The sequence below is a fragment of the Streptomyces sp. NBC_00859 genome (assembly GCF_045161865.1).
Lineage (GTDB): Bacteria > Actinomycetota > Actinomycetes > Streptomycetales > Streptomycetaceae > Streptomyces.
Genome location: NZ_CP108826.1, coordinates 1,290,923 through 1,303,600, shown reverse-complemented (window position 1 = coordinate 1,303,600; position 12,678 = coordinate 1,290,923). Strand labels below are relative to the sequence as shown.

At 68.4% G+C, this 12,678-nt stretch carries 13 protein-coding genes; 6 read left to right on the top strand and 7 right to left on the bottom strand.

Annotated elements, in window-relative coordinates; genetic code table 11:
* Positions 1 to 33: 33 nt before the first annotated feature.
* Positions 34 to 993 carry a non-homologous end-joining DNA ligase gene (gene ligD, locus OG584_RS05425; RefSeq protein WP_405775536.1) on the bottom strand — a complete coding sequence of 320 codons (960 nt, stop codon included), beginning with the start codon at positions 991 to 993 and terminating at the stop codon, positions 34 to 36.
* 198 nt (positions 994 to 1,191) lie between these two features.
* Here ligD and OG584_RS05420 point away from each other — a divergent pair, with 198 nt between their 5' ends.
* The 4 genes from OG584_RS05420 (at position 1,192) to OG584_RS05405 (ending at position 4,649) form a co-directional block, all read left to right on the top strand.
* Complete coding sequence (locus OG584_RS05420; RefSeq protein WP_405775534.1) at positions 1,192 to 1,611, top strand: PPOX class F420-dependent oxidoreductase; 420 nt, start codon at positions 1,192 to 1,194, stop codon at positions 1,609 to 1,611.
* A 489-nt stretch (positions 1,612 to 2,100) separates the two neighbouring features.
* Complete coding sequence (locus tag OG584_RS05415; RefSeq protein WP_405775532.1) at positions 2,101 to 2,547, top strand: MarR family winged helix-turn-helix transcriptional regulator; 447 nt, start codon at positions 2,101 to 2,103, stop codon at positions 2,545 to 2,547.
* On the top strand, positions 2,540 to 3,958 hold the full coding sequence (locus tag OG584_RS05410; RefSeq protein ID WP_405775529.1) for an MFS transporter: 1,419 nt from the start codon (positions 2,540 to 2,542) through the stop codon (positions 3,956 to 3,958). The genes OG584_RS05415 and OG584_RS05410 overlap by 8 nt, the downstream gene beginning before the upstream one ends.
* 133 nt (positions 3,959 to 4,091) lie before the next feature.
* Complete coding sequence (locus OG584_RS05405; RefSeq protein ID WP_405775527.1) at positions 4,092 to 4,649, top strand: cysteine hydrolase family protein; 558 nt, start codon at positions 4,092 to 4,094, stop codon at positions 4,647 to 4,649.
* A gap of 339 nt (positions 4,650 to 4,988) precedes the next feature.
* Here the strand turns inward: OG584_RS05405 and OG584_RS05400 are convergent, their stop codons facing one another.
* The 3 genes from OG584_RS05400 to OG584_RS05390 all read right to left on the bottom strand — a co-directional run bounded on the left by OG584_RS05400 (position 4,989) and on the right by OG584_RS05390 (position 7,504).
* Positions 4,989 to 5,399 carry a VOC family protein gene (locus OG584_RS05400; protein WP_405775525.1) on the bottom strand — a complete coding sequence of 137 codons (411 nt, stop codon included), beginning with the start codon at positions 5,397 to 5,399 and terminating at the stop codon, positions 4,989 to 4,991.
* Positions 5,400 to 5,498: 99 nt separating this feature from the next.
* Complete coding sequence (locus OG584_RS05395; RefSeq protein WP_405775523.1) at positions 5,499 to 5,891, bottom strand: PPOX class F420-dependent oxidoreductase; 393 nt, start codon at positions 5,889 to 5,891, stop codon at positions 5,499 to 5,501.
* A gap of 269 nt (positions 5,892 to 6,160) precedes the next feature.
* Positions 6,161 to 7,504 carry an MFS transporter gene (locus tag OG584_RS05390; RefSeq protein WP_405775521.1) on the bottom strand — a complete coding sequence of 448 codons (1,344 nt, stop codon included), beginning with the start codon at positions 7,502 to 7,504 and terminating at the stop codon, positions 6,161 to 6,163.
* A 763-nt stretch (positions 7,505 to 8,267) separates the two neighbouring features.
* Between OG584_RS05390 and OG584_RS05385 the strand changes: the two genes are divergently transcribed.
* Positions 8,268 to 9,659: an MFS transporter gene (locus OG584_RS05385; protein ID WP_405775519.1), complete on the top strand. Its 1,392-nt coding sequence runs from the start codon at positions 8,268 to 8,270 to the stop codon at positions 9,657 to 9,659.
* A 100-nt stretch (positions 9,660 to 9,759) separates the two neighbouring features.
* On the opposite strand, the gene OG584_RS05380 is transcribed toward OG584_RS05385, so the two are convergent.
* The 3 genes from OG584_RS05380 to OG584_RS05370 all read right to left on the bottom strand — a co-directional run bounded on the left by OG584_RS05380 (position 9,760) and on the right by OG584_RS05370 (position 11,312).
* Positions 9,760 to 10,308 (bottom strand): putative immunity protein, encoded by a 549-nt coding sequence (locus tag OG584_RS05380; protein WP_405775517.1) that lies wholly within the window; start codon positions 10,306 to 10,308, stop codon positions 9,760 to 9,762.
* A 202-nt stretch (positions 10,309 to 10,510) separates the two neighbouring features.
* The gene (locus OG584_RS05375) at positions 10,511 to 11,056 is read right to left on the bottom strand and encodes a GNAT family N-acetyltransferase (protein WP_405775515.1); all 546 of its coding nucleotides are present in this window, start codon (positions 11,054 to 11,056) and stop codon (positions 10,511 to 10,513) included.
* A gap of 121 nt (positions 11,057 to 11,177) precedes the next feature.
* Positions 11,178 to 11,312, bottom strand: coding sequence for a hypothetical protein (locus OG584_RS05370; RefSeq protein WP_405775513.1), 135 nt, complete (start codon positions 11,310 to 11,312; stop codon positions 11,178 to 11,180).
* Positions 11,313 to 11,571: 259 nt separating this feature from the next.
* Here OG584_RS05370 and OG584_RS05365 point away from each other — a divergent pair, with 259 nt between their 5' ends.
* Complete coding sequence (locus OG584_RS05365; RefSeq protein WP_405775511.1) at positions 11,572 to 12,675, top strand: tyrosine-type recombinase/integrase; 1,104 nt, start codon at positions 11,572 to 11,574, stop codon at positions 12,673 to 12,675.
* Positions 12,676 to 12,678 lie beyond the last annotated feature (3 nt).

Below are 12,678 nucleotides of genomic sequence, written 5' to 3'. Positions count from 1 at the left end.
CGGGCACAAGGCGCCGCCCGAGTGGCCCGCGGCTCAGCGCAGCGCGTCCAGCCGCCGGTGGGCCGCCCGCAGTGAACGGCCTCGGCTCGGCACCCGCGCCCACGGACGTGCCCGTACCTGCTGCAGAACGCTCGTGACATCCCTCAGCGACCATGTCTGTGCCGTGATGGCCGGGTCGTCGAGCTGCTCCCAGGTCAGTGGCGCCGCGACCGGCGCACCCGCCGTCGGCCGTACCGACCAGGGGGCTACGGCGGTCTGCGCGTAGGCGTTGCGCTGTACGTCGAGGTAGAGCCGGTTCCCGCGCGCCTTCTTGCGTACGGCGGTGGTGAGGGTGTCCGGGTTGCGCTCGGCGAGCACTTCGGCGAACCGGCCGGCGAAGTGCCGGGACGCCTCGAAGTCACTGTTGCCGTCGAGGGGCACGATGACATGCAGTCCCTTCGAACCCGTCGTCATCAGGGCGGCCGGCAGACCGAGTTGGTCGAGCAGCTCCCGCACCCGGCGCGCGGCGTCCCGTACGGTCTCGAAGTCCCGTCCCGGAGGATCGAGGTCGAACACCAGGCGGTCCGGGCGGCCGGGCGAGCCGGAGCGGGAAAGCCAGCGGTGCAGGGTGATACACGCCTGGTCGGCGAGGAAGAGCAGAGTCGCCTTGTCGTCGCAGAGCGTGTGGGTGACGGTGCCGCCCTCCTTCGTGACCGTGGTGCGCCGGATCCAGTCCGGGTAGTGGCGGGGGGTCTCCTTCTGCATGAAATGGGGACCGCCCGGCCCGTCAGGAAGCCGCTCCAGCATGAGAGGCCGGTCCCGCAGCTGCGGGACCATCGCCGCTGCCACCTGCCGGTAGTAGCCGACGACATCCGCTTTGGTGAGCCCGTCGTCGGCGAACAGCACCTTGTCCGGACGATGGACCTCGACCGTGCGCCGGCCGGCCCGTACCGCGCGGGTACGGGACGCCCCGCGCCTTTCCTCGTTCCCCGTGGTGCCGCGGTCCTCGTTCATGTCGGCGGGGTACCCGTTCGGGATCCCCCTGTACTCCGGCGGCCGCTCTCGTCACCGTATGGAGGCGGCCTCCCGGGTGATCGGCGGTCCGGTCGGCGTATCGGCGAGGCTGTTGAGCACTGGCGGGGCGAGTGGCTACGGACGACCATGAGTTTATCCCCGAACTCCATGTTCTCCATGTATTGAGGTGCGTGCTCCATGTCGAAGCCCCCGCTCCCCGCATCAGCGGTCGCCATGCTGGAAAAGGCCAATCCGGCTGTCATCACGACGCTGAGGGCTGACGGCCAGCCGGTGTCCACCGCCACCTGGTACCTCTGGGACAACGGTCGCGTACTGGTCAACATGGACGAGGGCCGCAAACGGCTGACACACGTACGCAATGACCCGAGGGTGACGCTGACCGTGCTCGACGAGGGGAACTGGTACACACACCTCAGCATCATCGGCCACGTCGCCGAACTGCGTGAGGACCGGGACCTGACCGATATCGACCGGCTGGCCCAGCACTACCTCGGGAAGCAGTACCCGCAGCGCGACCGCAGCCGCTTCACCGCCTGGATCGAGGTCGACAGGTGGCACGGCTGGGGAACTCTGAAGGACAGCGGACAGCCCGGCTGACCTGGGCCGGCCACGTGGCCGGTGCGGGGCCGAACCGTCCTGCCGGCCTTCCGAGCCGTGCGGGCCGACGGAACCGCTGATGGTGTGACCATCAGCGCCGCTCGTCCGCCTCAGGCCGGCTCGGGCTGCGGCTCCGGTTCCCTGTCGGGGGAGGGAACCGGCAGCGGCTGCGGGTCTGGGTGGACGGGATCGAGCGGCCCGGGGGGCGGCTCAGGGGGAGTGGGCCTGGCCGGAGCCGGGCTGGTGGCTTTCCTGCGCGTGGCTACCTGCATGGGCCCTCCAGGGATCGGCCCGCGCGATGCGGGGCGGTCAGCTGCTCCTCTCGGATTTGCAGGGGCAGCCATTCACTGTCCAGGTGCCCGTTGACAAGATCCGGAAACTCACCCGTCCGGGCCGCAAGCGGCCGGATGCCCTCTCGAAGAATCTTGTACAGTTAATACTGTACAGATGAAACTGGACAGTTGAGGCTGCACATATTACCGTGACGGCATGAGTGAGTACCCGGACCTTTCCCCCTCGGCGGTTCAGGCGTCGCGCGATGTCCGCGCTGTCATCAGCCGTCTGAGGCGCCGCATCATGAACGCCTCCGAGGTGGAGGACATCACCCTGGGGCAGGCCTCAGTGCTGGCCCGGCTGTCCGGCGAGGAGGGTGTCACGGCGAGTGAACTCGCCTCCGCCGAAGGGGTGCGGCACCAGTCGATGACGACGACGGTCACATCGCTCGCCGCGATGGGCCTGGTGCGGCGGAGCCCGGACCCGGACGACGGGCGGCGGCTGCTGATCGCGCTGACCGCGGAGGGGCACCGCCGGGTGGAGGAGGGCCGGCAGGCCCGGACGGAATGGCTCGCAGGCCGGTTGCAGGAGAGGTGCACGGAGGACGAACGCCAGGCCGTCATCGCCGCCATGGGCGTACTGGAGCGGCTGACCCATGACTGATGCCAGGACAGACGTCATAACGGAGACGGCCAAGCCGGGTTTCGACCGGCGGCTGCTGCCGCCGATGATGCTCGGCTCGGTGCTCAACCCGATCAACTCGACGATCATCGCCGTCGCCCTTGTGCCCATCGGCAAGGCCCTGGGTGCCCCGGCCTCGCAGACAGCCTGGCTGGTCTCGGCCCTCTATCTGGCGACTGCACTCGGGCAGCCGGTCGTGGGCCGGCTCATCGACATCTTCGGGCCGCGCAGACTCTTCCTCGTCAGCACGAGCCTCGTCGGCGTCGCCGGAGTCGTCGGCGCCCTGGCACCCGACCTGGGGGTGCTGATCGGCGCGCGCGTTCTGCTCGGGTTCGGCACCTGCGCCGGCTACCCCGCAGCGATGGCACTGCTGCGCAGCGAGGCCAAACGCACCGGACGGGACAGTCCGGGCGGGGTGCTGACCGCCCTGGCAGTCACCAACCAGACCATCTCGGTCCTCGGCCCGCTGCTGGGGGGCCTGCTGATCGGGCTGGGCGGCTGGCGCGCCACTTTCGCCCTCAATGTGCCCCTGGCCGTCGCTGCCGTAGTGCTGGGGCTGCTCCGGCTGCCCAAGGAGGCCGGAACGGGCGGTTCCCCGCAGCGTGGGCGACTCCTCGCCCGGATCGACCTGCCCGGCATGGGCCTGTTCGCCGCGATGCTCACCTCGCTGCTGCTCTTCTTGATGAATCTGCATCTGCGCAACTGGTATCTGCTGGCGATCGTCGCTGCCGCGGGAGCCGCATTCGCGGTCCGGGAGCTACGGGCCCCCACCCCGTTCATCGACCTGCGGGTGCTGGGCGGCAACTCGCCGTTGCTTGTCACATACGGCCGCGCGCTCGTCGCCTACGTCGTCGCGTACTCCTTCCTGTACGGATTCACCCAGTGGACGGAGGAGGGATTCGGGCTCTCGCCCTTCCGCGCCGGGCTGGTGCAGATTCCCATGTTCCTGGTGGCGATCGGTGTCTCGATCGTCTCCGGGCGGCGCACCGGGGTACGCGGCAAGCTGCTCGTCGGCGGACTCGGGCAGGTTGTCGCCTGCGTGGTGATGCTGACGCTCACCGGTGACAGCCCGGTGTGGATGCTCGTACTCGTCGCCCTGATCTTCGGCGTCCCGCAGGGACTGAACAGTCTGGCCCTGCAGAACTCGGTCTACTTCCAGGCCGATCCAGAGCGCACCGCGTCATCCGCGGGCCTGCTGCGTACGTTCGCTTACGTCGGCTCGATGGTCGCCTCCTCGACGACGGCCGCCTCCTTCGGACAGCGTGCGGACACCGGCGGTATGCACCAACTCGCCTGGATCATGCTCTGCGCCGGTGTGCTCTACCTGCTGCTGACCGCCTTCGACCGCACCCTCGGGCGCGCGGCGAGAACAGGCACCGAGGCAGCGAAGTAGACCTCCCGGCGGCCTGGTCTTTTCCGGCGCCCTTCAACCCTCGCGGCGCCGGGCCGCGAGATCTCCACGCACCGCCCCGCACGGCGGCGTTGCCCGCACCGCACCGCACCACACGCAGAGGAAAGGTACGACCATGTCCCGCGCCGCACTGTTGCTCATGGACCTGCAGGGCAACCATCTCTCCCAGATGCCCGACGGCTACCTTCCCCACGCCGTGCACGCTCTGCGCATGGCGCGCGCCGCCGGTATTCCGGTCATCCACATAGCGCTTCAGCTGCGTCACGGTCACACCGACGCCCACCCCCGCAACAAGATCTTCGGCGCCCTGCCGCCTCACCTCTTCACGGCCGACGACCCCGGCGCCGCCATCCACCCCGATGTGGCCCCCGCGGTAGGTGAGATCGTCGTCCACAAGAACCGCGTCAGCGCGTTCGCCGGCAACAACCTTCGGCAGATCCTGGCAACGCAGGACATCGGCCACCTCGTGCTGGCCGGTGTCTCCACCGCAGGTGTCGTCCTGTCCACCGCGCTGCAGGCCGCCGACCTCGACTTCCGGGTCACGGTCCTGTCCGATGCCTGCGCCGACCCGAGCCGCGACCTGCACGACACCCTCATCAACGAACTGCTGACGCGGCGCGTAGAGGTCGCCACAGTCGAGGCATGGGGGCACTCGCTCGACGCCGCCGCCTGAGTGCGCCCGAGCCGCCGGCCAGGTGACGTCTCGCGTCAACACGGTGCGCCTGGAATGGAGTTGAGAAACGCGGGTCGCAGTCACGGACCGACGGGATTCTCGGCGGACAGGGGGAACAGCCGGGTGACAGCCGCTACGGCCACGGCGATGGCTGCGTCGAAGGAGGAGACGTTCGCCCGGCGTGCCGCCAGGGCCAGGACGCTGGGCAAGTGACCCGCCCCGCCCCAGCCCGGCAGGCGAGAGCGTGATGCGGGGGTCCGGTCTGCCGGGCGGATCAGTGCGTTATCGGCGGATCGGCTGTGACGCCGCCCGGCGCGGTGGAACCACCGGCAGGGCGGCTCAGCCGAGCTCCTGGATGCGTACCAGATTGCCCGCGGGATCGCGGAAGGCGCAGTCTCGGATGCCGTAGGGCTGGTCGGTCGGCTCCTGGACTACCTCGGCGTCATGGCCTTGCACCTCTTCGAAGGTGCCGTCGAGGTCCCGGGTGGCCAGCAGGATCCAGCCGTAGGTGCCCTTGGCCATCATCTCGGCGATGGTACGGCGCTCGTCCTCGGTGACCCCGGGGTCCGTGACCGGCGGCGCCAGGAGGATGGATGTGCTGGGCTGGCCGACGGGCCCGACCGTGATCCAGCGCATCTTGCCCTGCCCGACGTCGCTGCGTACCTCGAAACCGAGGGTGTCGCGGTAGAAGGCCACGGAGGCGTCCGGGTCGTCGTGCGGAAGGAGGCTGGTGTGAATGGTGATGTCCATGTCCGCCAGGCTATGCGCGGGTCCGCGGGCGCGCTTCTCCATTCCTGACCGGCGTGAAGCCGACCGGTGCGGTGCTCGCGCGGGCCGGTGACGCCACTGTCAGGCGATGCCGCTCACCGACCTCGGTGCGATGACGAACTTCACCCGGACCTCATCGCGGCCACCGAACCAGGGATAGGGGCCGTCGAGGTACTTCTGGGCCAGGCTCTCGATATGTTCGGCGGCGCCCTCGTTCGTGATATCGACGACCTCGCCCCGCACCTGGAAGTAGCGGGACGGGTTTCCGGGATCGGACACGGTGACGGCGACGCGCGGGTCGCGGCGGATGTTCCGCGTCTTGACGTGCCCCTCCACGCTGTTGATGACGATGTGCTCGCCGTCGGTGTCCACCCAGGTCTGGGTGAGCTGCGGCGAGCCGTCGCGCATCAGTGTGGCGAGGTAGCAGGTGCTCGGGCGGCGCAGCAGCGCTACGAGGTCATCTGGAAGGTGCATGATCGCTCTCCTTGCGGTGTGAGGTGGCCATGATGCGCCGATCCGGGAGCGGAGGACCGCTCGGGTGCCTACGAGGCCGCTCCGGGTCTCGTTCCGGGATGTGCCGGCGCCTGCCGGGGCAGGGGCGCGGGAGGCTCAGCAAGGCCGTAGTGACCGGTCCGCTGCGTCGTCGCAAACGAGTTCCGGGGGTCCAGGGGCCACCGTCACGAACGCCCGGTGGGGTGGACCGCCGGTATCCGTCCGGTCCACCCCACCGGGCGCGCCCCCTCTCAGTCCAGGGCCGACCCGGAGGTCTCGGGCGCCCAGGCGAAGGAGACCACCGCGCCGAGGACCAGGAACACGCTGAGGATCGTCATGGACGGCGAGAACCCGAGATGATCGATGCTCGTCGGCAGCAGGAAGGTGCCCACAGCGGACCCGATCCGGCTGAGGCCGTTGAGCAGACCGACGCCGGAGCTGCGGAGGGCCGTCGAGAAAAGCTCGGGAGGATAGACCTGGTCCAGGTTGGACGACGCCGACATCATGAAGGTGAAGACCAGGAACAGAACGAAGAGCAGAAGCTTCGGTGCGCCCGGCCAGATGCCCATGGGCCCCAGCGCGACGGCCATCACCACGAAGGACCCGATGACGAACCCGCGGCGCGAGAAGCGCGCGACGAACCAGAGGCCGGCGATGCTGCCGAGCAGAAGGAATACGTTCAGCAGCCCGTCGCCGAGGAATCCTCCCTTCATCCCGAACTTGGCCATGACGATCGGCAGGAACGTATAGATGGCGAAGTACGGGATGACCTGACAGTTGTAGTAGAGGACGCCGAAAGCGGTCTTGCGCCACTGCTCCGCACTGAACAGCGCACGGTAGGACGCCGAGGGGGCCTTGTCCGTGCCGGGCTCGGCCGCGATCGAGGCGAAGTCGACATGCCGGCCGATGTACTTCTCCACGACGGCGCGGGCCTCTTCGACCCGCCCCTTGCTGATCAGCCAGCGAGGCGATTCCGGGGTGCCGATTCGCATCAGCAGGACCACGAGGGCGGGCAGAGCGCTGCTGGCCAGCAGCCACCGCCAGGCGTCGCCGCCCTGGTCGATGAGGTAGTTGCCGAAGAAGAAGGAGCAGATGTAGCCGATCGTCCACATGGCCGTGAGCGAGGCCAGCAGGAATCCGCGGTGTCGCCGGGGGCAGAACTCGGCCACGAGTGTCGGGCCGATGGCGTAGTCGGCGCCGATGCCGACACCGATGAGGAGCCGCAGGACGAACAGTTCCAGCGGTCCGCCGACCCAGAACTGGGCGATCGACGCCAGGGTGATCAGGACGAAGTTCAGCATGTAGAGCTGCTGGCGGCCGATACGGTCGGCCAGCCAGCCGAGCGTGATGCTGCCCAGGAAGATCCCGATGAGGGCCGAGGCCCCGAGCAGCCCCTCCCAGGCGGAACCGAATCCCATCTGAGGCCTGATGAGTGTCAGCGCGATCCCGATGACGCCGAGCTGATAGCCGTCGGAGAAGTTGGCACCGAAGGTGAGCGCGGTGATCTTGATGTGAAATCTGTTGAGCGGTGCGTCGTCGAAGGGGACGAGTCCGGTCTCCGATGCCGGAGCCGGAGCTAGCTTATTTTCAGGCATCGTCCCACTAACGTCCTATCCGCGTGGAAGTTGTCTTTCCCGGCGTCCGCCCACGTGCGGTCAGGCACGGACAAGGAGGCAGGCAGGGGGCACCTCGCCTGCTCCGCACCGTCGCCAACGTCGTGAATAACAAGTTTCATGTAGGTTCATCGATGAATGAAAAGGTGTCAAGGGGTGGGCGGCGATCGACACTGACCGTCTCCGCGGAGATGCTCCCGGCCGCAGTTGGCCACCGCGGCTGACGACGTGGTCCGAGTGGGCCGGCCCAGTGCCTGCGGGAGCTGCACGACAGTGCGGTGCGACACGCGAGCCGGATCCATTGCGCGTGGAGCGGGGCCCGGGTGACACGTGGCCCCGGCCCCGAAGGTGCATTGACCCGGGTCCGGCCACCAACTGCGTACGAACTACGACACTACGGCACTGCGCCCCGCATATGAGACCGAGGCGGATGAACCGGGCGGCATGAAGGGCCGGGGCCGTGGGCAGGCGCCCGTTCACACGTTCACCCGCACGGTCGGGTGGCGATCTGCGTACGACGGGCGGTGGATCGGCATGGAGCCTGCTGTGTGCGGTGCGCGAGTAAGCGCTCGCGTGGTTGTCCCGCAGCAATGCCGACCAGGTCACCGACGGAGGCGTGGGGCCTCCCCGGCGCACGCCACAGCACCATCGTGACGTGCCGCCCGGCCGGCCCCGGGGTGGTAAACCGGAGCAGATTCGCCCGTGACCGCCGAATGACAACCGAAGAGCACGGAAGGGCGCGCCCATGACCGCAGCTGCCGCGATACCGCCGGCCACCGCAGGGCCCAGCGATCACACCCGGCGCTTCCTGCGCCGGCTGACCGCCGCCACAGGCGGTGGAATGTTCATCGACGGCTTCGTCTTCGCCTCGGTGGCTTCGGCCCTCGCCGGCAGTGCGATGGCTCGCGACATCGGTGTCACCTCGACGTGGAACTCGCTGATCTCCTCGTCGACACTGATCGGCACGTTCTTCGGGGGCCTGCTGCTCGGCTATGTCACCGACCGGCTCGGCCGGCGCCCGATGTTCACGATCGATCTCTCGGTCTTCCTGGCGTGTGCCGTGCTGATGCTCTTCGTCACCTCCCCGTGGATGGTTTTCGCGCTCGGTCTCGTCATGGGCCTCGCTGTGGGGGCCGACTACTCGATCGGTTCACCACTCCTCGCCGAGTTCGCGCCCAGCGAGAAGCGCGGCCACTATCTGGGGATCCTGGAGATCCTCTGGAACGTCGGCTATGTGGTCGCCTACCTCCTCGGCTACATCATCAACACCACATGGCCGGGCGCCTGGCACATCACGCTGGCCGCAGCCGCCGTGCCCGCGGTGTTCTGCCTGCTGATCCGCCACGGTCTGCCCGAGTCGCCGCGCTGGCTGATCTCGAAGGGGCGCAGGGACGAGGCCGTGGCCATCATCGAGCAGGACCTCGGGACCACCCTGGAGAGCGAGGACTTCGGCTCCGAGGAGGCCGAACAGACCCGCTACCGCGAACTGTTCTCGGGCGCGTATCTGCGGCGGACCGTGTTCGTGTGCACGTTCTGGATCTGCATCGTGCTGCCGTACTTCGCGCTCACGTTCTTCCAGCCGGCCGTCCTCCGCGCCATCGGCCTCGGCGGCAGTGCGCTGGCAGGCGCGCTGATCGGCACGGTCGTCGCCCTGCTGGGAGCGGCCACCGGCTGGTGGCTCGTCGACCGCGTGGGCCGCCGCACGATCCTGGTCCGGCCGATGTTCGGCTGCGCACTCGCCCTGTTCCTGGTGAGCCTCGGCCATGTACTGCCGGTCTGGCTGGCCACTGTGTGCTTCTTCGGCTACCTGTTCTCGTACGGAATCATGAGCATCCTTCCGGGCATCTACCCGGACGAGGTCTTCCCCACTTCGATCCGCACCTCGGGCGTAGGCCTGGCCTCGGCGGCCAGCCGCATCGGCGCGGCGATCGGCACGTTCCTGCTCCCGGTCTCGCTGGACCACCTCGGCCTCAGCTGGTCCATGATCTTCATGGCGGCGGTTTCGCTCATCGGCGGCATCACGGCCCTGATGTGGGCGCCGGAGACGAACGGCCGCCAACTCACCGCCACGGGGCACCGCGAGGCGGATTCGGGCGGCTGGTGGTCGACCGGGCCCACGCAGGGGCGGGAGAGCTGAGGGCGTACGGAGCCGGCTCGCCGATCGTCAGCACCGGACGCCTCTCAGGAGTATTGAGCCGCAGTCACGAACGATCGCCCCGCCCGGCTCTGCGCGGCCGTCACTGACGGCCGCGCAGAGCCGTATCCAGATCGCGAAGCAGTTCCCCGACGCGCCCTCCGCCAAGAGGTGCCGCGGGGTAGCGCCTGAGCACATCGACGACGGCTGGTGCCGCGCGCTCGCGAGCTCGCTCGATGTGTTCAGCGCCGACATCTCGATGACTGCCCGCCGAATGTTCGGCTGCTCTCGCCGCGTGGGCCGCTGCCCCCAGAATGTGCTTCAGCTGGTGAGCGTCGGCCAGCGGATGCAAGTACGCGGCGGAGGCCGCGCACATCGCTGCTCGCGCCGCATGGCCCGCGGTCGCGGTGTCTGCCTCTCGGGCTGCCCTGTGCGCTGCCCACCCGGTGTCGCGCAGCGACTTGCCACGTTCGCCGCCTCGAGCGAACGTCCAAGCGGCGTCGATTGCGTCGTGAGGCCGCGGGTCGGCCGGGTGTGTGCTCTCAAAGATCTCCAGGACATCCTGCGCGCTCTCAGCGGCATAACCGGTGACCTCACGAAGGTCCTGCTTGCTCAGAACGATCTCGCCGGTTTCGCTGACCACGGGGTGCATCCTCGTCCATCGCACTGGCGCGCCGCCACTGGGCAACACGACAATCGGCTGGTTGGGAGCGCCCATTGACGGGCGGTCCGCGTGAGGTCCTCCACTCAGATCGTCACGGCGCGCCGGTCCGCGGCCCCGGCCGGCCCGAACTGCCGCTTCCCCGGCTGCCGCTGGTCCTGCGGTCCCGCCCGGCCGGGCAGGGCCGGTGACATCACAGCTCGCCGTTCGCCAGCGAGTACCTGAACATGTCCCTGCGCTCGGTCCCCACCTGCTGCCACTCCCGCAGCAACCCTTCGCGTTGGAACCCCGCGCGCTCCGCGGTGTGTGCGGAGGCCGTGTTCCACGGCTCGACGTAAAGCTCCAGTGCGGGAAGCCGCAGCTCGCCGAAGGCCCAGCCGGTGACTGCCGCCACCGCCGCCCCGGCCGCGCCCTGACCGCGAGCGGACCTCACGACCCAGTAACCCAACGAGGCACGGCCCTGCGCCCGGCCCTTCAGCCACAGCCCCACATTGCCGACCGGGCGACCGCCGGAGTTCACGATGACGAACGGATAGCCGGTCCTCGTGGTTGCCCGCCCCCACTGCCTCCGGACGAAAGCGGCACCGTCCGGTTCGGAATAGGGCGAGGGCACCGTCGTGATCAACGGGATGTACTCGTCCTCCGACGCCTCACGGACCAGCGGAAGATCCGAAAGGCGCCACGGCCGAAGCAGGAAGCCGGCGGCAGCGAGCTCAGGTACGTCAAGCGATTGCTTCATGCGCCCATCGTGGTGCAGTGACCCGGGACGGCCGTCAGCGACTCCGCGTATGTCTTCCGCTCTCCCCGACGGAACTTCGAAGGAAGGCTCCGTGATCCGGTGGCCGGTACGCCTTCCGGTGTCAGGCGCCCTGTCCGGGGCCCCGCAGCCCGAGGGCGGCGGCCCGCTCCTCGGCTTCCCGCGCGAGACGCCGGGAGGACAGCAGGAAGCCCGACCACAGCCACAGGGCGGTGAGGGGCAGAGTCACCACACTCACCCCGACCGCGTACCGCACATGCCTGTTGGCCGGTACTTCGCACGCGTCGGAACCTGTCGAGGCATCGGGGGCCGCAGGCGATGTCGTTGTATCCGAACTCTCGGGAATTGCATCAAACGGGCGAGAAGCCGCAGGTCACGTGGTCACGACGGGAAGCGGAAAGGTTTCTCAGCCTCTACGAACTGGCAGCCTGAGCAGGGCTGTTGCCTAGATGAGCCCTTCTGATGCATGATCTTCTCTCCAGAAGGGATGGCCTGGAGTGGTGCATCAGCGCACGGTGGCCCTGGCTGGGGCGGCCCATTTGGAGCTCGTCTCCGGTGTGGTTCAGCTGCGTCCGGAGGACGCGATGTTCGACGCGATGCTGAGGGGCTGGCGGGCTCAGCAGAAGTCGCGAGGGCTGAGAGGTGACACGATCGACCCGAGGGAACGGCTGATCCGCCGGTTCCTTGAGTTCGCGAACGAGTACCCGTGGCAGTGGACGCCTGCCCACCTGGACGAGTGGTCGGCATCGTTGACGAGTGAGAGGCACTTGGCGCCCTCTACAATCCGCAGCTACCAGGGCACCGTTCGGCTGTTCACCGAGCTTCTCATCGACGCCCGCTACGGCTGGGGCATGGCATGCGATGAAGCCTTCGGCGCGTTCCCGGTGGCGATCTGCCATGAGTGGAATACCCTCCCTCACCTGCAGGATTACGAAGGCGATCCGGAGGCGCGGCCGTTCACGCGGGAAGAGTTGCAGCGTTTCCTCGACTACGCCGACGACCAAGTCGCTCGCGCTGTGAAGTCGAAGCGGAAGGGGGCCCTCGCCGCCTACCGGGACGCCACGCTTTTCAAGGTCATCTATGGGTGGGGGCTTCGGCGGACCGAGACGTCCAAGCTTGATGTGGTCGACTTCGGACGCAACCCGCAGGCCCGGCAGTTCGGACGGTTCGGCACGCTCAACGTCCATTATGGCAAAGCCAAGAAGGGCCAGCAGCCGCGGCGGCGGAACGTGCTCTCGGTGATGGACTGGGCCGTCGAAGCTGTCGCCGACTACGTCGAGAACGTCCGGCCCCGCTTCGGGTTTCCCGACCAGCCGGCCCTGTGGGTCACCGAGCGCGGAGGCCGCCTTCAGCCCGGGTCGATCAACGACCGTTTCGAGGCATACCGGGATGCCCTGGGGCTGCACAGAGAGTTGACCCCGCACGGACTTCGTCATTCGTACGTCACGCATCTGACCGAGGACGGGGTGGACCGGCGGTTCATCCAGCAGCAGGTCGGCCACGAGTGCGACAGCTCCCTGGCCATCTACACGCACGTCAGCGACGACTTCATGAACACTTCCCTGCACAAGGCACTGGCGCCGGCATTCGCCGGGGCCTGACAG